This is a genomic window from Pseudomonas sp. 14A (assembly GCF_018132745.1).
GTDB lineage: Bacteria > Pseudomonadota > Gammaproteobacteria > Pseudomonadales > Pseudomonadaceae > Aquipseudomonas > Aquipseudomonas mercuritolerans.
Genome location: NZ_JAGRQJ010000003.1, coordinates 156107 through 179879 on the forward strand (window position 1 = coordinate 156107; position 23773 = coordinate 179879).

19 protein-coding genes are annotated in these 23773 nt (G+C 59.7%); 10 read left to right on the forward strand and 9 right to left on the reverse strand.

Features of this window, described 5'->3' with window-relative positions:
- Positions 1–53: 53 nt before the first annotated feature.
- The 4 genes from PS14A_RS03350 to PS14A_RS03365 all read right to left on the reverse strand — a co-directional run bounded on the left by PS14A_RS03350 (position 54) and on the right by PS14A_RS03365 (position 6849).
- Entirely contained in the window at positions 54–1649 is a 1596-nt protein-coding gene (locus PS14A_RS03350; RefSeq protein ID WP_130910323.1) for an ABC transporter substrate-binding protein, read from the reverse strand.
- A gap of 77 nt (positions 1650–1726) precedes the next feature.
- A complete protein-coding gene (locus tag PS14A_RS03355; RefSeq protein ID WP_122699944.1) occupies positions 1727–3148 on the reverse strand; it encodes an OprD family porin in 1422 nt (473 codons plus the stop codon).
- Between the two features lie 176 nt (positions 3149–3324).
- On the reverse strand, positions 3325–4923 hold the full coding sequence (locus PS14A_RS03360) for an ABC transporter substrate-binding protein (RefSeq protein ID WP_130911421.1): 1599 nt from the start codon (positions 4921–4923) through the stop codon (positions 3325–3327).
- A gap of 300 nt (positions 4924–5223) precedes the next feature.
- On the reverse strand, positions 5224–6849 hold the full coding sequence (locus tag PS14A_RS03365) for an ABC transporter substrate-binding protein (RefSeq protein ID WP_016771716.1): 1626 nt from the start codon (positions 6847–6849) through the stop codon (positions 5224–5226).
- A 1271-nt stretch (positions 6850–8120) separates the two neighbouring features.
- On the opposite strand from PS14A_RS03365, the gene PS14A_RS03370 reads away from it, so the two are divergent.
- Positions 8121–8483: a DUF6124 family protein gene (locus PS14A_RS03370; RefSeq protein WP_137215512.1), complete on the forward strand. Its 363-nt coding sequence runs from the start codon at positions 8121–8123 to the stop codon at positions 8481–8483.
- 168 nt (positions 8484–8651) lie between these two features.
- Here PS14A_RS03370 and PS14A_RS03375 read toward each other — a convergent pair whose 3' ends face one another.
- Positions 8652–9368: an SIMPL domain-containing protein gene (locus PS14A_RS03375; RefSeq protein WP_212615311.1), complete on the reverse strand. Its 717-nt coding sequence runs from the start codon at positions 9366–9368 to the stop codon at positions 8652–8654.
- Between the two features lie 251 nt (positions 9369–9619).
- Here PS14A_RS03375 and PS14A_RS03380 point away from each other — a divergent pair, with 251 nt between their 5' ends.
- From PS14A_RS03380 to PS14A_RS03395, 4 genes are all read left to right on the forward strand, one after another.
- Positions 9620–10882, forward strand: a complete 1263-nt coding sequence (locus tag PS14A_RS03380; protein WP_212615312.1) for an ATP-binding protein — start codon at positions 9620–9622, stop codon at positions 10880–10882.
- A complete protein-coding gene (locus PS14A_RS03385; RefSeq protein ID WP_003221630.1) occupies positions 10875–11435 on the forward strand; it encodes a response regulator transcription factor in 561 nt (186 codons plus the stop codon). The genes PS14A_RS03380 and PS14A_RS03385 overlap by 8 nt, the downstream gene beginning before the upstream one ends.
- 96 nt (positions 11436–11531) lie before the next feature.
- A complete protein-coding gene (locus PS14A_RS03390) occupies positions 11532–13259 on the forward strand; it encodes an ABC transporter ATP-binding protein/permease (RefSeq protein ID WP_212615313.1) in 1728 nt (575 codons plus the stop codon).
- Between the two features lie 186 nt (positions 13260–13445).
- A complete protein-coding gene (locus tag PS14A_RS03395; RefSeq protein ID WP_024011597.1) occupies positions 13446–14192 on the forward strand; it encodes a FadR/GntR family transcriptional regulator in 747 nt (248 codons plus the stop codon).
- A 5-nt stretch (positions 14193–14197) separates the two neighbouring features.
- Here PS14A_RS03395 and PS14A_RS03400 read toward each other — a convergent pair whose 3' ends face one another.
- Positions 14198–14560, reverse strand: a complete 363-nt coding sequence (locus PS14A_RS03400; protein ID WP_212615314.1) for a hypothetical protein — start codon at positions 14558–14560, stop codon at positions 14198–14200.
- A 206-nt stretch (positions 14561–14766) separates the two neighbouring features.
- On the reverse strand, positions 14767–15147 hold the full coding sequence (locus PS14A_RS03405) for a hypothetical protein (protein ID WP_130911318.1): 381 nt from the start codon (positions 15145–15147) through the stop codon (positions 14767–14769).
- Between the two features lie 298 nt (positions 15148–15445).
- Here PS14A_RS03405 and kdgD point away from each other — a divergent pair, with 298 nt between their 5' ends.
- The 5 genes from kdgD to PS14A_RS03430 all read left to right on the forward strand — a co-directional run bounded on the left by kdgD (position 15446) and on the right by PS14A_RS03430 (position 22205).
- Complete coding sequence (kdgD, locus tag PS14A_RS03410; RefSeq protein ID WP_016771708.1) at positions 15446–16357, forward strand: 5-dehydro-4-deoxyglucarate dehydratase; 912 nt, start codon at positions 15446–15448, stop codon at positions 16355–16357.
- 71 nt (positions 16358–16428) lie between these two features.
- Positions 16429–17874, forward strand: a complete 1446-nt coding sequence (locus PS14A_RS03415) for an aldehyde dehydrogenase family protein (RefSeq protein ID WP_137215508.1) — start codon at positions 16429–16431, stop codon at positions 17872–17874.
- Between the two features lie 178 nt (positions 17875–18052).
- Positions 18053–19414, forward strand: a complete 1362-nt coding sequence (locus PS14A_RS03420; RefSeq protein WP_051600602.1) for an MFS transporter — start codon at positions 18053–18055, stop codon at positions 19412–19414.
- Between the two features lie 11 nt (positions 19415–19425).
- A complete protein-coding gene (garD, locus tag PS14A_RS03425; protein ID WP_212615315.1) occupies positions 19426–20979 on the forward strand; it encodes a galactarate dehydratase in 1554 nt (517 codons plus the stop codon).
- 284 nt (positions 20980–21263) lie between these two features.
- Positions 21264–22205, forward strand: a complete 942-nt coding sequence (locus tag PS14A_RS03430; protein WP_016770674.1) for an AEC family transporter — start codon at positions 21264–21266, stop codon at positions 22203–22205.
- A 100-nt stretch (positions 22206–22305) separates the two neighbouring features.
- On the opposite strand, the gene PS14A_RS03435 is transcribed toward PS14A_RS03430, so the two are convergent.
- Both PS14A_RS03435 and PS14A_RS03440 read right to left on the reverse strand, forming a co-directional pair.
- A complete protein-coding gene (locus PS14A_RS03435) occupies positions 22306–22686 on the reverse strand; it encodes a carboxymuconolactone decarboxylase family protein (protein WP_137215505.1) in 381 nt (126 codons plus the stop codon).
- Positions 22683–23759: a calcium/sodium antiporter gene (locus PS14A_RS03440; protein ID WP_212615623.1), complete on the reverse strand. Its 1077-nt coding sequence runs from the start codon at positions 23757–23759 to the stop codon at positions 22683–22685. The genes PS14A_RS03435 and PS14A_RS03440 overlap by 4 nt, the downstream gene beginning before the upstream one ends.
- Positions 23760–23773: the final 14 nt, after the last annotated feature.

Sequence of the window (23773 nt, forward strand, 5' to 3'; positions counted from 1 at the left end):
CCGGTTAGGCGTGTCCGGCGTCCCTCAGGTAAGGGACGCCGGGCGTTTCTTATCTACTTCACCTGGGTGGTGGCGAAGTTATTAGTGGTGAGAGGGCTGATGTGGTAGCCCTCTACATTGTTGCGCATTGCAGTGAACATCCGAGTATGGGCCATGCTGATCCATGGCTGGTCCTGATTAAACAGCACTTGGGCCTGTTCGTAGAGCGCGGCGCGTTCGGCCGGATCTACTTTAGCCCGCGCTTCATCCAGCAGTGCCTGGAATTTCTCGTTGCACCAGCGTGCGTAGTTTTCGCCGTTCTTGGCGGCCTCGCAACTGAGCATAGGCGTCAGGAAGTTATCCGGGTCGCCGTTGTCGCCCGCCCATCCGGCCGAGACCATGTCGTGCTCGCCGGCCTTGGCGCGCTTGAGCATCTCGCCCCATTCCATCACGCGGATGTCGATCTTGATCCCGACTTTCGCCAGGTCAGCCTGCATCATCTGCGCGCCGAGCATCGGGTTGGGGTTGGTCGGACCGCCGCCGTTACGGGTGAACAGGGTGAAGGTGGTGCCTTCCGGAACCCCGGCTTCCTTGAGCAGCTTGCGCGCTGCGTCGAGGTCGCGCGGCGGGTTCTTCAGATCATGGTTGTAGCCGAGCAGGGTCGGCGGGTACGGGTTGACCGCCACCGACGCGTTACCCTTGCCGAACAGTGCGTTGACGTAGGCTTCCTTGTCGAACGCGATGTCGATGGCTTTGCGCACGCGCACGTCGCTCATGTACTTGTGCTGGGTGTTCATGGCGATGTATGAAACGGTCATCGCGTCCAGCTCGTCGACTTTCAGCTTGCTGTCTTTCTTGATGCTCGGGATGTCATCCGGTTTCGGATACAGCGCGACCTGGCACTCGTTGGCCTTGAGCTTTTGCAGGCGCACGTTGTTGTCGGTGGCGATCGCCAGGATCAACGCGTCGGCCGGCGGCTTGCCACGGAAGTAATCCGGGTTGGCCTTGAAGCGCACCTGCGCATCCTTGGCGTAACGCTGGAAGATGAACGGGCCGGTGCCGATCGGCTTGTTGTTCAGATCGCCAGTCTTGTTGGCCTTGAGCAACTGGTCGGCGTATTCGGCCGGGTAGATCGACGAGAAGGCCATGGCGATGTCGGCCAGGAACGGCGCTTCGCGGCGGGTCAGGGTGAACTTGACTGTGTTGTCGTCGACTTTTTCTACGCTTTTGAGCAATTCCTTGAAGCCCATGCTTTCAAAGTACGGGAAGCCCACGCTCGACAGTTTGTGCCACGGGTGATTCGGGTCCAGCTGACGCTGGAAGCTCCACACCACGTCGTCGGCGTTCATGTCGCGGGTCGGCTTGAAATATTCGGTGGTGTGAAACTTGACGCCTTTGCGCAGGTGGAACGTGTAGGTCAGGCCGTCTTCGCTGATGTCCCAGGACTCGGCGAGCGCCGGGATCACTTCGGTGGTGCCGGGCTTGAAATCGGCCAGGCGATTGAAGATGGTTTCGGCCACAGCGTCCGCCGTGACTGCAGTTGTGTACTGGACCATATCGAAGCCTTCCGGGCTGGCTTCGGTGCAGACCACCAAGGGTTTGGCCGAGGCGCCGACAGCGACACTCAGCAACGCAGCCGCGATGGCCGCACGTAGGGGAAGCATTTTCATCGATAACCCTCTGCAATCGGTTGAAGACAAAAAGCCGAACGGCCGACTCATCATGAGTCAGCCGTCGGCTGGCGTTTTTACAGAATGTTGAACGGGATGGTGGTCACGAGACGGAACTCGTTGATGTTGCCGTCAGCCTGATGCTCGCTGGCGCGGTGAGTGGTGTACGTCGCGCGAATTGCAGTGGCTTTGAGCGGGCCGCTTTGCACAGCGTAGGAAGCCCCGACACCGTATTCATAGTGAGACTCGCCATCCATCAGGCTCAGGTCGCCGCGCTTGGCGCCCGGATCGGTGTAGGCGGTGCCGCGGTAGTGAGTACCGTCGATGCCCCAACCGCGTGCCTGGTAGATATTGAACTTCAGGCCAGGTACGCCGTATTCGGCCATGTTGATGCCGTAGGCAATCTGGAACGACTTCTCGTTCGGACCGTTGAAGTCCGACAGCAGGGAGTTGGCCAGGTAGATGCCGTTGGTTTCGTGCAGGTAGTCGAAGTACTCGTTACCGTTAACTTCCTGATACGAGAACGTCAGGCTGTGGGCCTGGTGAGTCAGACCCAGCGACAGCGAGTAGGTATCGTTATCGATGTTGCCCATCAGCTTTTTGCCTTCGTCGACGGTCTTGTAGTAGTTCAGACCGGTGGTCAGGCTCAGCACCTGGCTGTCACCCAGTTCGTGGGTGCCACCGAAGTAGTACTGGTTCCAGAAATCTTCGACGTTGGCCACATAGAGACTGGTTTTCAGGCTTTTCAGCGGCTGGTAGTTCACGCCTGCGGTGTAGACCTTGTCGGTTTCCACGCCCGTTTGCGAATACTCGGTGCGGAATTTCGACAGGCTCTGCTCGGTACGCGGCGATACTCGGTCGAAACCGCCCAGGTCGAACGACAGGTTGTTGAATTCCTCGCTGTGCAGGCTGATACCTTCAAAGCTCGAAGGCAGCGGACGGTTGCCGATGACATCAACGATCGGCGTGCTGAAGTTCTGGCGGCCGGCAGTCAGGGTCGTGTTCGACACGCGGAACTTGACGTTGGCCAGACCCAGTTTGCTCCACTGGTCAACGGCGTCGCCGTCGGAATCCGCCAGAGTACGGTTGGACCCGCCGGCGATGTCCTTGCGATCACGGTCGAGCACGATTGCGTTGTAAGCGGCGACTTCGGTGCTCACGCCCACGGTGCCTTGGGTGAAGCCCGAGGTGTAGTTGACGATGGTGCCTTGCACCCAGTTGATGCGACGCGCAGTCGGCGTCTTGACCAATGGCGAAGTATTCTTGTCGCTGTTTTTCACGTAGCTGAAACGGTCATCACGACGCTTCAGTTCGTTGGCGTACCAGTTACGAGTTGTACCGCCCAGGCTTTGTCCATCGATAAAGCCTTTGGCCTCGCTTTGGGCGCTGCTGCCGGCCAACGTGGTAGGGACGAACTCCTGACTTGCAGGTTCGGCGTACGCGGTAGCAGTGATGCTGCTGATGGCCAGGGCCAGTATCGCGGTGCTGCTCAGTTTCATGGGTGAAGCTCCTTTACTTTCTTTTTATCCCGGCTTTTTTTGGTATGCCGGTTATTGGTTTAGAACTCGTTCACACATCGCAAACGTTTGCAAAAAGCCGGATTGGCGAATTTCGGCAAAGCGCTTGCGTGAGGGGAGTAGACGGCTCCCCTCAGCATTGCGGCTAATCGGTTGGTTTAATCGATACTGACACCCGAGAACACGTTGCGGCCGAACGGGCTGACTTTGAACCCTTCGACCCGGGTGCTTAACGGCTGGTTGACCGTCGAGTGGGCGACAGGCGTGATCGGCACTTGCTGTTTAAGCAATTGCTGGGCCTGTTTATAAAGCTCGGTGCGCTGGTCGCGGTCGGTGACGACCTTGGCCTGTTTGATCAGCTTGTCGTACGCCGGGTCGCACCACATCGAATAGTTGTTGCCGCCGATGGCGTCACAGCTGTACAGCGTGCCCAGCCAGTTGTCCGGGTCCCCGTTGTCACCGGTCCAGCCGATCAGGCTGACGTCGTGCTCGCCGTTCTTGGTGCGCTTGATGTACTCGCCCCATTCGTAGCTGACGATCTTCACTTTCAGACCGATCTTGGCCCAGTCGGACTGGAGCATTTCGGCCATCAGCTTGGCGTTCGGGTTGTATGGACGCTGCACCGGCATTGCCCACAGGGTGATCTCGGTGCCTTCTTTCACACCGGCAGCCTTGAGCAGTTCCTTGGCTTTTTCCGGGTTGTAGGCGGCGTCCTTGATGGTGTCGTCGTAGGACCACTGGGTCGGTGGCATGGCGTTGACGGCCAGTTGGCCGGCGCCTTGATAAACAGCGTTGAGAATTCCCTGTTTATTCACCGCCATGTCCAGTGCCTGACGCACTTCGAGTTGATCGAACGGCTTGTGGCGCACGTTGTAGGCGATGTAGCCGAGGTTGAAGCCCGGCTTGGAAATCAGTTGCAGTTTCGGGTCGGCCTTCAGTGCTTCAACATCGGCAGGCCGCGGGTGCAGGGTGATCTGGCACTCGTTGGCCTTGAGCTTCTGCACGCGTACCGAAGCGTCGGTGTTGATCGCAAAAATCAGGTTCTTCAGCTTGACCCGGCTCGGATCCCAGTACTGCGGGTTGCCGGTATAGCGGATGTTCGAGTCTTTCTGGTAGCTCTTGAATACGAACGGCCCGGTGCCGATCGGCTTCTGGTTGATGTCGCTCGGCTTGCCGTCGGCCAGCAGCTTGTCGGCGTATTCGGCAGACAGAATCGAAGCGAAGCTCATCGCGATGTTCTGGATGAACGCGGCGTCGACGCTGTTGAGCGTGAACTCCACGGTCAGCGGCCCGGTCTTCTCGACCTTGGCGATGTTCTTGTTCAGGCTCATCCCGTTGAAGTACGGAAACTCGGTGGGGTAGGCCTTGCGGAACGGCTGTTGCGCATCGAGCATGCGAGTGAACGTGAACACGACATCGTCAGCGTTGAAATCGCGGCTCGGCTTGAAGTAAGGGGTTGTATGAAATTTCACGCCTTCACGCAGGTGAAAGGTGTATTTCAGGCCATCTTCGGAAATGTCCCACTTGGTCGCCAGGCCCGGTACGACATTGGTCGCGCCTTTTTCAAACTCGACGAGGCGGTTGTACAGCGGCTCGGCGGCGTCGTTGTCGGTGGCCGTCGTGTACTGCGCGGTATCGAAACCCGCCGGGCTGCCTTCCGAGCAAAACACCAGGCTGTCGCTGGCGGCGTAGCTTGCAGACGTGGCGGCCAACAGGCCGGCGCCCAACAGTGCGGAAAAAATCAAGGTATGGCGCATGACGCTCCCTCTTTTTAGTGTTGTGCAATGCATCAGGGTCCCTATCCCGGGACTTTCTGGTCGCATTGAGCTCAATCCAATACGTACGGCAAAACCGGTGGCCCACGCAGACACTGGTCAGTACGCGACGGTAGGCACCGTGCCTCTGGCAGTAAATACGTAATTGCCTTAATGCTCGTAGGAAAAGTCGACGCGCCTATACCGAAGCAATCATCTGCGGCGGATTTGGGTGTAGGCCTTTTCCTTTTTTCCCGGTAGATAAAGCAACGGCGACGTCAGAAACGCCGCCGTTGCAATGTCTTACTTGCTGACGCTGACGCCGTAGAAGGAATTCAGGCCAAATGGGCTGATCTTGAAATCCTGCACGTTGGCGCGCATGGGTTGATACACCGTCGAGTGAGCGATAGGTGTCATTGGAACTGCATCTTTGAGGACGTGTTGCGCCTGTTTGTACAGCTCGGTGCGCTTGCCCTGGTCGGTAGTGCGTTTGGCTTCTTTCACCAGGCCGTCGAACTTCTTGTCGCACCACTTGGAGAAGTTGTTGCCGCTCAGCGAGTCGCAGCCGAACAGAACGTTGAGCCAGTTGTCCGGATCACCATTGTCACCGCTCCAGCCAATGATCATGGCCTGGTTCTCGCCACCTTTGGAACGCTTGATGTACTCGCCCCACTCGTAGCTGGTGATCTTCACTTTCAAGCCGATCTTGGCCCAGTCGGACTGGAGCATTTCAGCCATCAGTTTGGCGTTCGGGTTGTACGGACGCTGCACCGGCATCGCCCACAGGACGATCTCGGTACCTTCCTTGACGCCGGCTTCCTTGAGCAGCTGTTTGGCTTTCTCAGGGTCGTACTTGGCATCCTTGATGGTGGTGTCGTAGGACCACTGGGTCGGCGGCATGGCGTTGACGGCCAGTTGGCCCGCGCCCTGGTAAACCGAGTCGATGATCTGCGGCTTGTTCACGGCCATGTCCAGCGCCTGACGCACGCGCAGGTCAGCCAGTGGGTTGGCCTCGTTGCTGCCCTTGACCTTGTCCATCACGTTGTAAGCGATGTAGCCGAGGTTAAAGCCGGCCTGATCCGGCATCTTCAGAGACTTGTCTTCTTTCAGCGCTTTCAGATCGGCCGGACGCGGGAACAGGGTGACCTGGCACTCGTTCTTTTTCAGCTTCTGAATACGCACCGACGGGTCGGTGGTGATGGCGAAGATCAGGTTGTCGATCTTCACGTCTTCAGGTTTCCAGTAATCCTTGTTGCCGGTGTAACGGATGTTCGAGTCTTTCTGGTAGCTCTTGAACACAAACGGGCCGGTGCCGATCGGCTTCTGGTTGATGTCGGCGGCTTTGCCATCCTTGAGCAGTTGGGCCGCGTATTCGGCGGACTGCACGGACGCGAAGCTCATGGCCATGTTCTGGATGAACGCGGCGTCGACTTCTTTCAGGGTGAACTTGACGGTGTGGTCGTCGACTTTATCGATCTTGGTGATGTTGGTGTCCATCCCCATGTCGGTGAAGTACGGGAATTCGGTCGGGTAGGCCTTACGGAACGGGTCGTCCTTGTTGATCATGCGATTGAAGGTAAACAGCACGTCGTCGGCGTTGAATTCACGAGTCGGCTTGAAATACGGGGTGGTGTGGAACTTGACGCCTTCGCGCAGGTGGAAGGTGTAGGTCAGGCCATCATCGGAAATGTCCCACTTGGTCGCCAGGCCAGGAATCACGGCGGTGCCGCCGCGCTCGAACTGGGTCAGGCGGTTGAACATGGTTTCGGCTGAGGCGTCGAAGTCGGTTCCGGTGGTGTACTGGCCTGGATCAAAACCGGCCGGGCTCCCTTCGGAGCAGAACACCAGGTTAGTCGCAGCGGTGGCGAAAGGTGCGGAGGCTAACAAGCCTGCGCCGACTAGAAACGGAATGACCGCGTGTTTAAGCATGTTGGCCTCATGATTTGTTGTCATTTTTTAGTTGTGAGGTACGACCTCGTGAGTCGTGCCTGCGGATACTTATGCAGGCCCCATACCCAATGCAAGATCCAGAGCGGTCGGCGGCGTTAAACGGTGGCACGAACGTACCTTAATGTCGCATCCGTATAACTTTTGACGCATTTGACCGTTTGCGGGTGGTTTTTGCGGTGCATTCGGGGCACTGAATTGGTGCGCTGGAGGTGTCGGGTGCGCTTGGGTGGGGCTTGGTGTTACTTATTTATACCCTTGGGGATGGGCGGGGTTGAGGGGTTTTTGGGGTGGCTTAGGGTGGGGTGGATTGGGGCAGGGATTGGGGAGTTTTACTTGGTGCAACTGGGTGTTTCGATTGGTGGCACCTTGGCGGCCTTTGGGCCGACCAGGCTCTTGGGTTTTGGGTGTATATCCGTTTCTGCGGGTGTTGCGGATTGCGGTTCCGCCCTTACGGCGGGTCACCTTTTTCAAACGCCAAAAAGGTAACCCAAAAGGCTTGCTCCTACGTTCGGCCCTCGCAGGCTCGGGTTCCTTCGCTCCGGGACTGATCCGGGCGCAGCGGCTCCGGTTTGCTTCGCTGCACCTCCTTCCGCTGTGTTCGACTTCGTCGAACGGTCGCTGCGCTCCCACGCCCGGATCAATCCCTCCACTCAGCCTTCCGACGTCGCCGGTGGATCAAGATCAACATCAAGAGCAGGCGAGCTGACACTCGGCCTATTGAGTGGTGAAGAGCGGGTGTTCGGCGTTATTTTTGTTGTGGATTTGCCCCTCACCCCAGCCCTCTCCCCGAGGAGAGGGGGCTGATTTGTGTGCTTTTCAAATCCTGAGTTCAACTCGGAATTTCACGTTGGCGTATCTCCCCCAAACACCTCGTTCAGTCCCCTCTCCCTCTGGGAGAGGGTTAGGGTGAGGGTTTGCTTTTTGGCTGTTTAAATTCGATGCGAAACAGCCAGAACCTTCCCACAAGGTTTTCAGGTTGTCCGTCGGACGTCCGCTCTCTAGGCTTGGGTCGTCGCTGGTTGTTCAGCGATCGGGTGTGAGAACCCGACATTCATAGTCATTCAGTGCCCAGATCCGCATAATTGCCGCCAGCAAATTTGCTGCCTGCAAATGCGTTATGGCGGCTCTGTGCGGGCGGGCTTATGTCCGGCCGGGTGCCTATGACCGGTTTTCTCACCCCGCACAAAGCTGCCACCTCTTCGCCGTGTGAGAAACGGCATCGAGATGGCTCAACCTCATAGGTGAAGCGCATGACCAAACCAGTCCCCGACCCACCCGAAGAAACCTCAACACCCCTCGAAGCCGCGCTGCGTGCCGACGATCTCGCGAAGAACCGCGAAGCCATCAAGCGTGCCCTCGATTTCTATCTCTGCCCGCCCCCCGGCAAACCCCATCCACCCGGCACGATGTTTCAGATCCGGCCCGACATCGACACCGAAAGCCTGCTGGCTCACGCCTGTGAGTCCCTTGCTTCAGCCAATACGCTGGCCAGCGATTTCGCCGATCAGCTTGGTCGTCCGCAGCGCAATACGGCGCTGGCGATTCAGCAGATCATTATGCTGGCGGAGCTGGCGGTGAATCGGGCGCTGGATCGGGTTGATCCGCACGCTTGAGATCGCGTCATCGTTCTTCGCGAGCAGGCTCGCTCCCACATTCAAATGCGTTCAACCTGTGGGAGCGAGCCTGCTCGCGAAGCGGTGGATCATTCACTACAAAACCCGGACACAAAAAAAACGGCAACCATTTACTGATTGCCGGTCTTTCATTCAGCCAAGCTCAAATCACTGCATCAACACTTCAATCGAGCCATCGGCGGTCATGCTGACCTGGCTGGTGCCGGCTTCGACTTCCGGCGTGACTGGCGCGGAATCCATGGCCGCGGCTTTCATCATCATCGGCGCGCGCAGGTACGGTTGTGGGTAACCGTTGGTGTTGAGGTTCAGGTTGACGATTTTGTAACCCTTGCCGCCCAGGGCGTCGGTGGCCAGTTGCGCGCGGGTCTTGAAGGCGGTGACGGCTTCTTTGAGCAACTGGTCTTCGCTGGCCTTGCGCGTTGGATCGGCGATGGCGAAGTCCATGCCACCCATTTTCAGCTCGGTCAGCAACTCGCCGGTGAGTTTGGACAGGGCGGCGAAGTCGGTGCTTTCCAGGCGCAGTTCGGCGCGTTCGCGCCAGCCGGTGATCTTCTGGCCTTTGGTGTCGTAGATCGGATAGCTGTTGCGGCTGCCCGTGCGCAGGGTGATGTCTTTGACTTGTTTGGCCTGGGCGGTGGCCTTGTTCATGGTGGTGCTGATGGCGGCGGCGAGTTTGGCCGGGTCGGTGTTCTGCTCTTCGGTATAGAGCGTCACGATCATCTGGTCGCGGGCCACTTCCTGGCTGACTTCGGCGCGCAGGGAAATCTGGTTGTAGTGCAGCTCATCGGCGGCCAGCGCCGGGAGGCTGGCGACGCTGCCGACGGTCAGAGCGAGGAGGGCGGCGCTGCGGCGAAATGTGTGCATGAAGGCTCCTTGAGTGAGGCGCAGAGGGCGCTGCGTGAACCATCAGACTCTATAAAGCAGCTGCAAGTTGCAAGCTTCAAGCTGCAAGTAAAGGCAAGAGCAAGAACTGCGGCGCTTTTGATCTTGCTTGCCGCTTGAAGCTTGCAACTTGCAGCTGCTCTCCTGTGGTCGTTTGCCGCACTTTCGCCTCTGAACCCCGCACGTTGGTTATACTCCGTGCGATCCGCCTGGAGCGCTCATCAGGAGAGCTCATGCTCGCCCCCGTACAACTGACTTCCGCCACTCGCCAGAACCTCTGGCGGCTGACTTTCATCCGCACCCTGGTGCTCGCCGCGCAGGCCGGGTCCGTGGGCCTGGCCTACTGGCTGCAATTGTTGCCGTTGCCGTGGGTGCAATTGGCGATGACCCTGGGCTGTTCGATTCTGCTCTGCGTGTTCACTGCCGTGCGCCTGCGCACATCGTGGCCGGTGACCGAGCTTGAATACGCGCTGCAACTGGCCTGCGATCTGGTGATTCACAGTGCGCTGCTGTATTTCTCCGGCGGCTCGACCAACCCCTTCGTTTCTTATTATCTGGTGCCGCTGACCATCGCGGCGGTGACGCTGCCGTGGCGTTATTCGGTGATTCTGTCGGGCATCGCGCTGGCGCTTTACACGGTAATGTTGACGCGTTTCTATCCGCTGGAAACCCTGCCGGTCGCCCGTGAGAATCTGCAGATCTACGGCATGTGGCTGAGCTTTGCCCTGGCCGCTGCGGTGATTACCTTCTTCGCCGCGCGCATGGCTGAAGAGCTGCGCCGGCAGGAAGAACTGCGCGCGATCCGTCGGGAGGAGGGGCTGCGCGATCAGCAGTTGCTCGCCGTTGCGACCCAGGCCGCCGGTGCGGCGCATGAGTTGGGTACGCCGCTGGCGACCATGAGCGTGTTGCTCAAGGAAATGCAGCAGGATCACCCCGATGCGTTGCTGCAGGATGATCTGAAAGTGCTGCAGGATCAGGTCAAGCTGTGCAAGGAAACCTTGCAGCAACTGGTCCGCGCCGCTGAGGCCAACCGGCGTCTGGCGGTCGAGATGCAGGACGTTACCGACTGGCTCGACGAGGCGTTGAACCGTTGGCACCTGATGCGCCCGGAGGCCAGTTACCGCTTCCAGCGTCTCGGCCAGGGGGCGGTGCCGCGCATGGCGCCGCCGCCGGATCTGACCCAGGCTTTGCTGAATCTGCTCAATAACGCCGCTGACGCCTGCCCGGAAAATCTCCAGGTGACGCTGGACTGGGACGCAGAGACTTTGACCATCAGCATTCGCGACCACGGCGCGGGTGTGCCGCTGGCCATCGCCGAGCAGATCGGCAAGCCGTTTTTTACCACCAAGGGCAAAGGTTTCGGCCTGGGCCTGTTTTTGAGCAAGGCCAGCGTGACACGCGCCGGCGGCTCAGTGAAACTCTATAGTCATGAGGAAGGCGGCACGCTCACCGAGCTGCGCCTGCCCCACGGCGCCCGAGGAGACCAACATGAGTGACGAAATCCAAGTCGAAGGCGAAGAACTGCCGCATCTGCTGCTGGTCGACGACGACGCGACCTTCACCCGCGTCATGGCCCGCGCCATGGCCCGCCGCGGCTTTCGCGTCAGCACTGCCGGTTCTGCGGAAGAAGGCCTGACCATCGCCCAGGCCGATCTGCCTGACTATGCCGCGCTGGACCTGAAAATGGACGGCGATTCCGGTCTGGTCCTGCTGCCCAAGCTGCTGGAACTCGATCCGGAAATGCGCGTGGTGATCCTCACCGGTTATTCGAGCATTGCCACGGCGGTGGAGGCGATCAAGCGTGGCGCCTGCAACTACCTGTGCAAACCAGCCGATGCCGACGACGTGCTGGCCGCGCTGCTGTCCGAGCACGCCGACCTCGACAGTCTGGTGCCGGAAAACCCGATGTCGGTCGACCGCCTGCAATGGGAGCACATCCAGCGCGTGCTCACCGAGCACGAAGGCAACATTTCCGCCACGGCCCGCGCGCTGGGCATGCACCGCCGCACCTTGCAGCGCAAACTGCAGAAGCGCCCGGTGCGTCGCTGAACCTGCGCTGAACGACTATCGCCAGCCCTCGCGATAAATCGCGCCGATCATCTATGATCGGCGCGTGTCCGTTCTTTTTACTATCGAGCCTTATCCATGAATCAGAACGCTGAATATTCCGCGGTCAACGATGCTGTGCGCGGGCAGTTTTTTCGCAAAGTCTGGGCGATGACCACGCCTTACTGGCGCAGCGAAGAGAAGGGCAAGGCCTGGACGTTGCTGATTGCCGTGATCGCGCTGACGCTGTTCAGCGTATGGATCGCGGTGTGGTTGAACAGTTGGTACAAGGATTTCTACAACGCCTTGCAGAAAAAGGATGAGGCGGCGTTCTGGCAGTTGATTCTGTACTTCTGCGGTATCGCCGCCGTGGCGATTCTCGCCGCGGTTTACCGGCAGTATCTGACGCAGATGCTGACCATCCGCTGGCGGGCGTGGCTGACCGAAAAACACTTCACCCGTTGGCTTGAACACAAGAATTACTACCAGCTGGAGCAGGGCGGTTATACCGATAACCCGGACCAGCGCATCTCCGAAGACCTCAATAAATTCACCGCGAACACCTTGGCCCTTGGCTTGGGGTTGATCCGCACGATCGTCAGTCTGGTGTCCTTTTCGATCATCCTGTGGGGCGTCTCCGGGAGCATCGAGGTGTTCGGTTTCACTATTCCCGGCTACATGTTCTGGTGTGCACTGGTCTATGCGGCGGTCGGCAGTTGGCTGACCCATCTGATCGGCAGACGCCTTATCGGCTTGAACAACAACCAGCAGCGTTTCGAAGCTGACCTGCGTTTTTCGATGGTGCGGGTTCGTGAAAATGCAGAAAGCATCGCCCTCTACAACGGCGAGCCGAATGAGAACCGCCGCTTGAGCAATCGTTTCGGCCTGGTCTGGCACAACTTCTGGGACATCATGCGGGTGTCCAAGCGTCTGACATTCTTCACTTCGGGCTATGGGCAGATCGCGATTATTTTCCCGTTCATTGTTGCGGCGCCACGGTATTTCAGCGGCAAGATCGAGCTGGGTGAGCTGATGCAAATCAACTCGGCGTTCGGCAATGTGCAAGAGAACTTCAGTTGGTTCATCAGTGCTTACCAGGATCTGGCCGAGTGGCGCGCCACTTGCGATCGTCTGCTGAGTTTCCGCAATGCCATGAGCAACAACGAAGAGCGGGTGCCCGCTATCAATGTGCAGAACCAGGGCAGTGAGTTGCAGGTGCACAACCTCGGCCTCGATCTGGCCGATGGTCGTCACCTGCTGACCAACGCCGGCATGACTGTTGAACCGGGCGAGCGGGTGATGCTCAGCGGCCGTTCCGGCAGCGGCAAGTCCACGTTGTTGCGGGCGATGGGGCATTTGTGGCCGGCGGGGCACGGCAATATTCGTTTGCCGGCGGCGCGTTATCTGTTCCTGCCGCAGAAGCCTTATCTGCCGATCGGCACATTGCGTGAAGCGCTGAGTTATCCACAACCCGGCGACACCTATGCGCCGGAACGTTATGCACAGGTACTGGAAACCTGCCGTTTGCCGCATCTGGTCGGGCGGCTGGATGAAGCCAATCACTGGCAGCGCATGCTCTCGCCGGGTGAACAGCAACGCCTGGCCTTTGCCCGCGCGCTCCTTTACGCACCGCAATGGCTGTACATGGACGAAGCCACTTCGGCGATGGATGAAGAGGATGAGGCGACCTTGTATCAGGCGTTGATCGACGAGATTCCAGGGCTGAGCATTGTCAGCGTTGGTCACCGAAGCAGTTTGAAACGATTCCATCCACGGCATGTGCGGATCGACAGCGGGCATCTGGTCGAACAGGCCATAACTGTCTGAACACTCACCTGTGGGAGCGAGCCTGCTCGCGAAGGGGCCATATCGGTCGACGAATCTGTCGTCTGAACCACCGCTTTCGCGAGCAGGCTCGCTCCCACAGTGGGGTAATGTGATCTGCCCGGTGATCGTACAACTCGCTTGAGCTATGATGGCGCCAAGCCGAACTTTCGAGACAAGATGCAGACCATGGAAAAGCTGATCGACACCCCGCGCCTCCCCCGCAAGCGCCGCAGCCTCGCCCAGGAATTGGTGACGGTGTTGAGCGAGCAGATCCGCGATGGCCTGCTCAAGCGTGGCGACAAGTTGCCCACCGAGTCCGCGATCATGGAAGCCCATGGTGTCAGCCGCACCGTGGTGCGCGAGGCGATTTCCCGTCTGCAGGCCGCCGGCCAGGTGGAAACCCGCCACGGCATCGGCACGTTCGTCCTCGACACGCCAAGCCCGAGCGGTTTCCGCATCGACCCGGCCACCGTTGTCACTCTGCGTGATGTGCTGGCGATTCTCGAATTGCGCATCAGCCTCGAAGTCGAATCCGCCGGCCTCGCCGCGCAACGCCGCAGCCCCGAACAACTGGCAACCATGCGCGCCGCCCTCGACGCTCTGAACGAAAGCGCCTCGCATGCCAGCGATGCAGTGTCGTCGGACTTCGCTTTCCACCTGGAAATTGCCCTGTCCACTGGCAACCGTTATTTCACCGACATCATGACGCACCTGGGCACCAGCATCATTCCGCGTACGCGGCTGAACTCGGCGCGCCTGGCCCATGATGATCAGCAGCACTACATGGGCCGCCTGAGCCGCGAGCACGAAGAAATCTACGACGCGATTGCCCGCCAGGATTCCGATGCGGCGCGTGCGGCGATGCGTCTGCACCTGACGAACAGCCGCGAAAGACTGCGCCAGGCCCATGAAGAGGCGCAGGCGCAGGGGTGATGTTGTCAGAGTTCGAGATAAACCTTCTGCTCTTCAGACTGTGCAGTATTACCAGATGATCTCTGCACGCTATAGCTCAATGTAGCGATGGCACCCGGCTCAAATTTTTCTGCAAAGATTTTTTTCGCAATAACGAATACAAATGAGGCGTCGGTGGGTGATTTTACTTCGAGCTCCTGCTTATCTTGGTTCCCTGTGGAAGTGCTCACCTCGAAGATGACCTTGTCTCCCTCCATAACATTTTGGTACGACTCGACGCTGCCGTGAGCAGGGTCAACCAAATTATGGATGTAAAGCGTCAGTTTCCCGTCATGCACGGTGGCTTCGAGAAGTTGAGGCGGGGCGAGGTTTGTTGGGTTTGCAGTCATGATTGAAATTCCTTTTATACCTAATCAAACCTTTTAATTCCGTAGTAATGACGCGCTACGATAGGAGCCGGTTCGCTATCCCCTGCGGTCATTAGCTCAGTTAGGCCCCTTCTTGCGCACCTGTTAGAAATACCAGTCCCGACCAACGGTCGTCACGCAAAGCGGCTGCGCCTGGAAACGTGAAATGGTGATGAGAAACGCCGTGTTCACGCCTCGATCCGCAACCTCAACCCCTGCGAATACGGCTCCATACTCGACTCATCCCGAAACTTGTAGCGCAGTTCCACCTCGCGGTTCAGGTACGGTTGCAATGCTTCTTTCGGCAGCTGCACCTCGATGTCGAAGAGCTTTTCCATTTCATCCTCGGCGTCATCCCAGGCGCCAGTGTCCACTTCATCACCTTCCCATTCAGGTTCTTCTCCATCGCTGCCGAGAATCGCGTAGACGCTCCAGTTCGCTGCGAAATCGCTGGAGTCCGGGACCTGCACGGTGAGGATGTCCGGCAATTGCGAGAGCTGAAGCGTGACGCAGTCGTCCTGTGCGGGGGCGATGTGGGTGAGGGTAGGGGCAGCAAAGTGCATCGACATAACGGCTTCCTTTGAGTGGTTCGCCACGATCCTTCGTGGCAGTCGACGTACTTTACGAGCCGCTGGTCCCCTCAGAATTAAACGAATCCAGACCGGATATTTCAGCCATCGAAGACGTCAAGCACGCGCCTCGTAGCCTTTTCGTTAAGCGCGAAAGCCAATCTTGTCCGACAAAAAAGCGCTGCCAACGATGAAATGCAGTTGACGGTTATTTTTTAAGTTGTACGATGACCTACAACTTCGGCGAAGGCTGAACGGTCCACTCACAATAAAACGTTGCTACCAGGGTGTTCGAATAATGAATCCACAAGAACTGAAGTCCATCCTCTCTGCCGGCCTGCTGTCTTTCCCGGTGACCGATTTCAACGCGCAGGGCGATTTCAACCGCGCGGGCTACATCAAACGCCTGGAATGGCTGGCTCCGTATGGCGCTTCGGCTCTGTTCGCCGCCGGCGGGACCGGTGAGTTCTTCTCCCTGGCCGCCAGCGAGTATTCGGAAATCATCAAGACTGCCGTCGACACCTGCGCAACCAGCGTGCCGATCCTCGCCGGCGTCGGTGGTTCGACCCGCCAGGCCATTGAATACGCTCAGGAAGCCGAGCGTCTGGGCGCCAAGGGCCTGTTGCTGCTGCCGCACTACCTGACTGAAGCGAGCCAGGACGGTGTTGCCGCCCACGTTGAAGCCGTGTGCAAATCGGTGAAGATCGGCGTGGTCGTCTACAACCGCAACGTTTGCCGCCTCAACGCGCCGCTGCTGGAACGTCTGGCCGAGCGCTGCCCGAACCTGATCGGCTACAAGGATGGCCTGGGCGATATCGAGTTGATGGTGTCGATCCGTCGCCGCCTCGGTGATCGCTTCAGCTACCTCGGTGGTCTGCCGACCGCTGAAGTCTACGCCGCTGCCTACAAGGCGTTGGGCGTGCCGGTCTACTCCTCGGCGGTGTTCAACTTCATCCCGAAAACCGCGATGGACTTCTACCACGCGATCGCTCGCGAAGATCACGCCACCGTCGGCAAGATCATCGACGACTTCTTCCTGCCGTACCTGGACATCCGCAACCGCAAGGCCGGTTACGCCGTGAGCATCGTCAAGGCAGGTGCAAAAATCGCCGGCTATGACGCAGGTCCGGTGCGTGCGCCGCTGACCGACCTGACCGGCGAAGAGTACGAAATGCTCGCCGCGCTGATCGACAAGCAAGGCGCGCAATAAACGAGAAAAGCGAGGCCGCTGAGCAATCAGCGGCTTTTTGCGTGAAGGCTTTTAGAGTTGAGGGCTGCCCTGTGACAACTGCAAAACGCTACGACAACTACATCAATGGCGAATGGGTCGCCGGTGCCGATTACTCGGCCAACATCAACCCGTCCGAACTCAGCGACACCATCGGCGACTACGCCAAGGCTGACCTGACCCAGGTCAACGCCGCCATCGACGCTGCTCGCGCTGCGTTCCCGGCGTACTCCACTTCGGGCATTCAGGCCCGTCACGATTCGCTGGATAAAGTCGGCAGCGAGATCCTCGCCCGTCGCGAAGAGCTCGGCACGCTGTTGGCCCGTGAAGAGGGCAAGACCCTGCCGGAAGCGATCGGTGAAGTGACCCGCGCCGGCAATATTTTCAAGTTCTTCGCCGGCGAATGCCTGCGCCTGTCCGGTGACTATGTGCCGTCGGTACGCCCGGGCGTCAACGTCGAAGTCACTCGCGAAGCGCTGGGCGTGGTCGGTCTGATCACCCCGTGGAACTTCCCGATCGCCATCCCGGCGTGGAAAATCGCCCCGGCCCTGGCCTACGGCAACTGCGTCGTGCTCAAGCCTGCCGATCTGGTGCCGGGCTGCGCCTGGGCGCTGGCGGAAATCATCTCCCGCGCGGGCTTCCCGGCCGGTGTGTTCAACCTGGTAATGGGCAGCGGTCGCGTGGTTGGCGAGGCGTTGGTCAACAGCCCGAAAGTCGACGGCATCAGCTTCACCGGTTCGGTGGGCGTGGGTCGTCAGATCGCGGTCAACTGCGTTTCGCGCCAGGCCAAGGTGCAGCTGGAAATGGGCGGCAAGAACCCGCAGATCATTCTCGACGACGCCGACCTCAAGCAAGCGGTCGAGCTGTCGGTGCAGAGCGCGTTCTACTCCACCGGCCAGCGCTGCACAGCGTCGAGCCGTCTGATCGTCACCGCCGGCATTCACGACAAGTTCGTTGAAGCGATGGCCGAGCGCATGAAGTCGATCAAGGTCGGCCACGCGCTGAAGGCCGGCACCGACATCGGTCCGGTGGTTTCCCAAGCGCAGCTTGAACAGGACATGAAGTACATCGACATCGGCCAGTCCGAAGGTGCACGTCTGGTCAGCGGCGGCGGTGTGGTGACGTGCGATACCGAAGGCTACTTCCTCGCGCCAACCCTGTTTGCCGACAGCGAAGCGTCGATGCGCATCAGCCGCGAAGAGATCTTCGGCCCGGTGGCCAACATTGTTCGTGTGGCCGATTACGAGGCTGCGCTGGCAATGGCCAACGACACCGAATTCGGCTTGTCGGCCGGCATCGCCACCACGTCGCTGAAGTACGCCAACCACTTCAAGCGCCACTCCCAGGCCGGGATGGTGATGGTCAATCTGCCGACCGCCGGTGTGGATTACCACGTACCGTTCGGCGGGCGTAAAGGCTCGTCCTACGGCTCCCGTGAGCAGGGCCGCTATGCACAAGAGTTCTACACCGTGGTGAAAACCGCCTACGTAGGCTCCTGATACCCGCAATACTCCTGTAGGAGCTGCCGAAGGCTGCGATCTTTTGATCCTGTTTTTAAGATCAGGATCAAAAGATCGTCCGATCGCGGCCCGAGCCTTCGGCAGCTCCTACAGGGAATAGATGCAAGACCAAAGAAGCTTCACCCCGCATAAAAATAATCAGTGGGAGTACATCTGCATGCAATCCTCCAAGCCGACTCACGTCCGCTATTTGATCCTGCTCATGCTGTTTCTGGTGACCACGATCAACTACGCCGACCGTGCCACGATCGCCATTGCCGGCTCCAGCCTGCAAAAGGATCTTGGCATCGACGCCGTTACCCTCGGCTACATCTTCTCCGCATTCGGTTGGGCCTACGTCGCCGGGCAAATTCCCGGTGGCTGGCTGCTCGATCGCTTCGGCTCGAAAAAAGTCTATGCCCTGAGCATTTTCACCTGGTCGCTGTTCACCGTGCTGCAAGGCTTTGTCGGTGAATTCGGCATGTCCACGGCAGTGGTTGCGCTGTTCATGTTGCGCTTTCTGGTGGGCCTGGCCGAAGCGCCATCGTTCCCCGGCAACGCGCGCATCGTGGCGGCGTGGTTCCCGACCGCTGAACGCGGCACCGCTTCGGCGATCTTCAACTCGGCGCAATACTTTGCCACCGTGCTGTTCGCGCCGTTGATGGGCTGGATCGTCTACAGCTTCGGCTGGGAGCACGTGTTCATCGTCATGGGTATCCTCGGTATCGTGTTCTCGCTGGTGTGGCTGAAAGTCATCTACAGCCCGCGCGAACACCCACGGGTCAACGAGGCCGAGTTCAAGCACATCGCTGACAACGGCGGCATGGTCGACATGGATCAGAAGGGCAAGAAGTCCGACGGTCCGAAGTGGGATTACATCCGTCAGCTGCTGACCAACCGCATGATGCTTGGCGTGTATCTGGGCCAGTACTGCATCAACGGCATCACCTATTTCTTCCTGACCTGGTTCCCGGTGTATCTGGTGCAAGAGCGTGGCATGACCATTCTCAAGGCCGGTTTCATCGCTTCGTTGCCGGCGATCTGCGGCTTTATCGGCGGCGTGCTCGGCGGGGTGATTTCCGATTACCTGCTGCGCAAGGGCCATTCACTGACCTTCGCCCGCAAGGCGCCGATCATCGCCGGCCTGCTGGTGTCGAGCAGCATCGTCGCGTGCAACTATGTTGAAGTGGAATGGATGGTCGTGGGCTTCATGGCTCTGGCATTCTTCGGCAAAGGCGTTGGCGCACTGGGCTGGGCGGTGGTCTCCGACACTTCGCCGAAACAGATCGCCGGTCTGAGCGGTGGCCTGTTCAACACCTTTGGCAACATCGCTTCGATCACCACGCCGATCGTCATTGGCTACATCATCAGCTCCACTGGCTCGTTCAAGTGGGCGCTGGTGTTTGTCGGCGCCAACGCACTGGTCGCGGTGTTCAGCTATCTGGTGATCGTCGGCCCGATCAAGCGTGTGGTCTTGAAAGAGCCGCCAGCCAAGGGCGGCAATGAAGCCACTGGCAATTTGTCTCAAGCGCATTCCTGAGGAGCGGCGTCATGCAGTTGATTGAACATTCCGACTCGCCGCGCTACATCCGCCTGCACGAGCGGGACAACGTTGTAGTGGTGGTCAACGATCAGGGCGTACCGGCCGGTACCGAGTTTGCCGATGGCCTGGTCACCGTGGATTTCGTCCCGCAGAGCCACAAGGTCACCCTGGAGGATATTCCCGAAGGCGGCCCGGTGATTCGTTACGGGCAGATCATTGGCTACGCCTTGCAGCCGATTCGCCGTGGCAGTTGGGTCAAGGAAGATCAACTGCGCATGCCCACCGCGCCACCGCTGGACAGCTTGCCGCTGTCCACCGAGGTGCCGGATGCGCAGGCACCGCTGGAAGGCTTCACGTTCGAGGGCTATCGCAACGCCGACGGCACCGTTGGCACGCGCAACATTCTCGGCATCACTACGACCGTGCAGTGCGTCACCGGTGTGCTCGATCACGCGGTCAAGCGCATCAAGGAAGAGCTACTGCCGAAGTACCCGCACGTCGATGACGTGGTGGCGCTGACCCACAGCTATGGCTGCGGTGTGGCGATCACCGCCACCGACGCCTACATCCCGATTCGTACCGTGCGCAATCTGGCGCGCAACCCGAACCTGGGTGGCGAGGCGCTGGTGATCGGTCTGGGCTGCGAGAAATTGCAGGCCGGGCAGGTGATGCACGAGGACGATGCCTCGGTGGATCTCAGCGATCCATGGCTGTACCGCTTGCAGGATTCCAGTCACGGCTTCACCGAAATGATCGAACAGATCATGGAACTGGCCGAAGTGCGCTTGAAGAAACTCGACCAGCGCCGCCGCGAAACCGTGCCGGCCTCCGAGCTGATCCTCGGTATGCAGTGCGGCGGCAGCGACGCGTTCTCCGGCATCACCGCCAACCCGGCGCTGGGTTATGCCTCGGACTTGCTGTTGCGCGCGGGGGCGACGGTGATGTTTTCCGAAGTCACCGAAGTGCGCGATGCGATCTACCTGCTGACCTCACGGGCGCAAACGCAAACCGTCGCCGAAGAGCTGGTACGCGAGATGGACTGGTACGACCGTTACCTGGCCAAGGGCGAAGCCGATCGCAGCGCCAACACCACGCCGGGCAACAAGAAGGGCGGGTTGTCGAACATTGTCGAGAAGTCCTTGGGCTCGATCGTCAAGTCCGGCAGCAGCGCGATCAATGGCGTGCTCGGCCCGGGCGAGCGTTTCAAGCACAAGGGCCTGATTTTCTGCGCGACGCCGGCCAGCGATTTTGTCTGCGGTACGTTGCAACTGGCGGCGGGGATGAACCTGCACGTGTTCACCACCGGTCGCGGCACGCCTTATGGGCTGGCCATGGCGCCGGTGGTCAAGGTATCGACGCGGACTGAACTGGCGCAGCGCTGGCCGGACCTGATCGACATCGACGCCGGCCGCATTGCTACCGGGCGCGCGACCATCGAAGAACTCGGCTGGGAGTTGTTTCACTATTACCTGGATGTTGCCAGTGGCAAGCAACAGACCTGGGCGGAAAAGCACAAGCTGCATAACGACATCACCCTGTTCAACCCGGCGCCGATTACCTGAGACCGCGTCATCGTTCTTCGCGAGCAGGCTCGCTCCCACAGGGATATGCATTGCAAATGTGGGAGCGAGCCTGCTCGCGAATGCGATCTGCCAGACGCCGAAGGACTTGCGGTGCCTGTGATCGTTCCCACGCTCTGCGTGGGAATGCCTCATGTGACGCTCCGCGTCACGCTTTGGGACGCAGAGCGTCCCGGGGCTGCATTCCCACGCAGAGCGTGGGAACGATCAGGGTGAAAGTGGCTTATCATTAGCCCCCTATCGACGCTCACCCAAGGCTCTCCGGCATGCTGGCAATCTTTCTTGAAACCCTGAACATCACCGCGCCGGTGTTTGCCATGCTGTTTCTCGGTGTGCTGCTCAAGCGCATCGACTGGATCAACGACAACTTCATCCACACCGCCTCGTCGCTGGTGTTCAACGTGACCATGCCGGCGCTGCTGTTTCTCGGCATTCTCCACGCCGACCTGCACGCCGCGCTGCAACCCTCGCTGCTCATCTACTTTTCCCTCGCGACCCTGGTGAGTTTCGCCGTGGCCTGGGGCTGGGCGATTTTCAAATGTCCGCGGGAAGATCGCGGCATCTACACCCAGGGCGCGTTTCGTGGCAACAACGGCGTGATCGGCCTTGCACTCGCCGCGAGCATGTACGGCGATTACGGCATTTCCCTCGGGGCAATTCTCGCGGCGCTGGTGATCTTGTTCTACAACACGCTCTCCACCATCGTACTGGCGGTGTACAGCCCGGTGATCAAGTCCGATCCGTGGAGCATCTGCAAAAGCGTGTTCAGCAACCCGCTGATCATCAGTGTGATTTCGGCGGCGCCGTTTGCCTATTTCAAGATCGGACTGCCGGGCTGGCTGGAAACCTCCGGCCAGTATCTGGCGCAGACCACTTTGCCGCTGGCGCTGATCTGTATCGGCGGCACGCTGTCGCTGGCGGCGTTGCGCAAGAGCGGCAAGATGGCGCTCAGTTCCAGTCTGGTGAAGATGGTCGGTCTGCCGTTACTGGCAACCGTGGGCGCGTGGCTGTGGGGCTTTCGCGGGGCGGAACTGGGGATTCTTTTTCTGTACTTCGGCAGCCCGACGGCAGCGGCGAGTTTCGTCATGGCCCGGGCAGCGCAGGGCAATCATGAGCTGGCAGCGGCGATCATCGTGATGACCACCTTGATGGCGGCGATTACCACCAATGTCGGGATCTTTGTGTTGCAGTGGGGTGGGTGGATCTGAGCAAGGATTCGCATTGTCTGCCAGGGCCTCTTCGCGAGCAGGCTCGCTCCCACAGGGAAGCGCATTGCAAATGTGGGAGCGAGCCTGCTCGCGAAGGCGGTCACTGCGGTTTCTGGTAGGTATCGATCACTTCCTGCGCCGCGCGAAACGCATCGATCGCCGCCGGTACGCCGGCATACACCGCGCAATGCAGCAGCGCTTCGCGAATCTCTTCCACCGTGCAGCCGTTGTTCAGCGCACCGCGCACATGGCCTTTCAACTCCTGCGGACACTTCAACGCGGTCAGCGCGGCGAGGGTGATCAGGCTGCGGGTTTTCAGCGGCAGCCCCTCACGATTCCACACCCCACCCCAGGCGTGTTCATTGACGAAATCCTGCAACGGCTGGGTGAACTCGGTGGCGTTGCCCAGGGCGCGATCAACGAACGCATCGCCCATGACCTGACGACGGATTTCAACCCCGGACTGCTTCGACTCGCTCATGGCACATCTCTCTTGTGGTGTTGGCGACGCCAGGCGCGGATCGACGTGAACAGCAGAAACGTCAGCAGCGCCGGCAGGACATAAAACAGCATCAAGCGCTCGAGTTTGCCGGCCAGCGGCATACCAGTGGTGAACGACACCACGTGCAGCCCGTAGACCAGATACAAACCGAGCAGCAGCAAGCCTTCGGCCCGGGTGACGCGATAGCCGGAATAGAACACCGGCAAGCACAGCGCAGCAACGCCGAGCATCACCGGCAAGTCGAAATCCAGTGCGTTGGGCGATACGGAAAGCGGCGTCGGTGCGAGCAGCGCCGTCAGCCCCAGCACCCCGAGCAGGTTGAACAGGTTGGCGCCGATCACGTTGCCCACGGCAATGTCGCGCTGGCCGCGCAACGCAGCGATCAGCGAAGTCGCCAGCTCCGGCAGCGAAGTGCCGACCGCGACCACGGTCAGACCGATGACCCGTTCCGACAGGCCCAAGTCGGTGGCCACGACCACGGCGGCGCCGAGCAGCAAACGCCCGGCGAACACCAGCATGGCCAGGCCAGCGAGAATCATCAGCACACTGATCAGCCAGGATTGCTGCGTCTCGGTGGGTCGCTCTGTATGGGGGCGGGTCGAGTGTCGCGACTGGCGGAACAACAAGCCAAGGTACAGCGCCAACGCCCCGAGCAGCAGGACGCCGTCGAAACGCCCGAGATCTTTATTCCAGGCGAGGATGAATACCAGCAGGCTGGCGCCGATCATCAGCGGGATATCCAGGCGCGCCAGTTGCCGCGACACGCGCAGCGGAATGATTAGTGCCGAGAGGCCAAGGGTGACGAGGATGTTGAAGATGCCGCTGCCGACCACGCTGCCGACGGCGATGTCCGGGTTGTCGGTCAGCGCCGCTTGCAGGCTCACGGTCATCTGCGGCGCGCTGCTGCCGAGGGCGACGATGGTCAGGCCGATGATCAGCGGGCGCACATGCAGACGTTCGGCCAGACGCACGGCGGCGCGCACCATCAGCTCGGCGCCGATGATCAAAAGACACAGGCCACTGAACAATTCGATGACGTTGATCAGCGGCAGATCGGCTAGTCCGA

Coding starts and splice junctions, on each gene's coding strand:
- PS14A_RS03350 (WP_130910323.1), bottom strand. CDS start 1,649: ATGAAAATGCTTCCCCTACGTGCGGCCATCGCGGCTGCGTTGCTGAGT.
- PS14A_RS03355 (WP_122699944.1), bottom strand. CDS start 3,148: ATGAAACTGAGCAGCACCGCGATACTGGCCCTGGCCATCAGCAGCATC.
- PS14A_RS03360 (WP_130911421.1), bottom strand. CDS start 4,923: ATGCGCCATACCTTGATTTTTTCCGCACTGTTGGGCGCCGGCCTGTTG.
- PS14A_RS03365 (WP_016771716.1), bottom strand. CDS start 6,849: ATGCTTAAACACGCGGTCATTCCGTTTCTAGTCGGCGCAGGCTTGTTA.
- PS14A_RS03370 (WP_137215512.1), top strand. CDS start 8,121: ATGACCAAACCAGTCCCCGACCCACCCGAAGAAACCTCAACACCCCTC.
- PS14A_RS03375 (WP_212615311.1), bottom strand. CDS start 9,368: ATGCACACATTTCGCCGCAGCGCCGCCCTCCTCGCTCTGACCGTCGGC.
- PS14A_RS03380 (WP_212615312.1), top strand. CDS start 9,620: ATGCTCGCCCCCGTACAACTGACTTCCGCCACTCGCCAGAACCTCTGG.
- PS14A_RS03385 (WP_003221630.1), top strand. CDS start 10,875: ATGAGTGACGAAATCCAAGTCGAAGGCGAAGAACTGCCGCATCTGCTG.
- PS14A_RS03390 (WP_212615313.1), top strand. CDS start 11,532: ATGAATCAGAACGCTGAATATTCCGCGGTCAACGATGCTGTGCGCGGG.
- PS14A_RS03395 (WP_024011597.1), top strand. CDS start 13,446: ATGGAAAAGCTGATCGACACCCCGCGCCTCCCCCGCAAGCGCCGCAGC.
- PS14A_RS03400 (WP_212615314.1), bottom strand. CDS start 14,560: ATGACTGCAAACCCAACAAACCTCGCCCCGCCTCAACTTCTCGAAGCC.
- PS14A_RS03405 (WP_130911318.1), bottom strand. CDS start 15,147: ATGTCGATGCACTTTGCTGCCCCTACCCTCACCCACATCGCCCCCGCA.
- kdgD (WP_016771708.1), top strand. CDS start 15,446: ATGAATCCACAAGAACTGAAGTCCATCCTCTCTGCCGGCCTGCTGTCT.
- PS14A_RS03420 (WP_051600602.1), top strand. CDS start 18,053: ATGCAATCCTCCAAGCCGACTCACGTCCGCTATTTGATCCTGCTCATG.
- garD (WP_212615315.1), top strand. CDS start 19,426: ATGCAGTTGATTGAACATTCCGACTCGCCGCGCTACATCCGCCTGCAC.
- PS14A_RS03430 (WP_016770674.1), top strand. CDS start 21,264: ATGCTGGCAATCTTTCTTGAAACCCTGAACATCACCGCGCCGGTGTTT.
- PS14A_RS03435 (WP_137215505.1), bottom strand. CDS start 22,686: ATGAGCGAGTCGAAGCAGTCCGGGGTTGAAATCCGTCGTCAGGTCATG.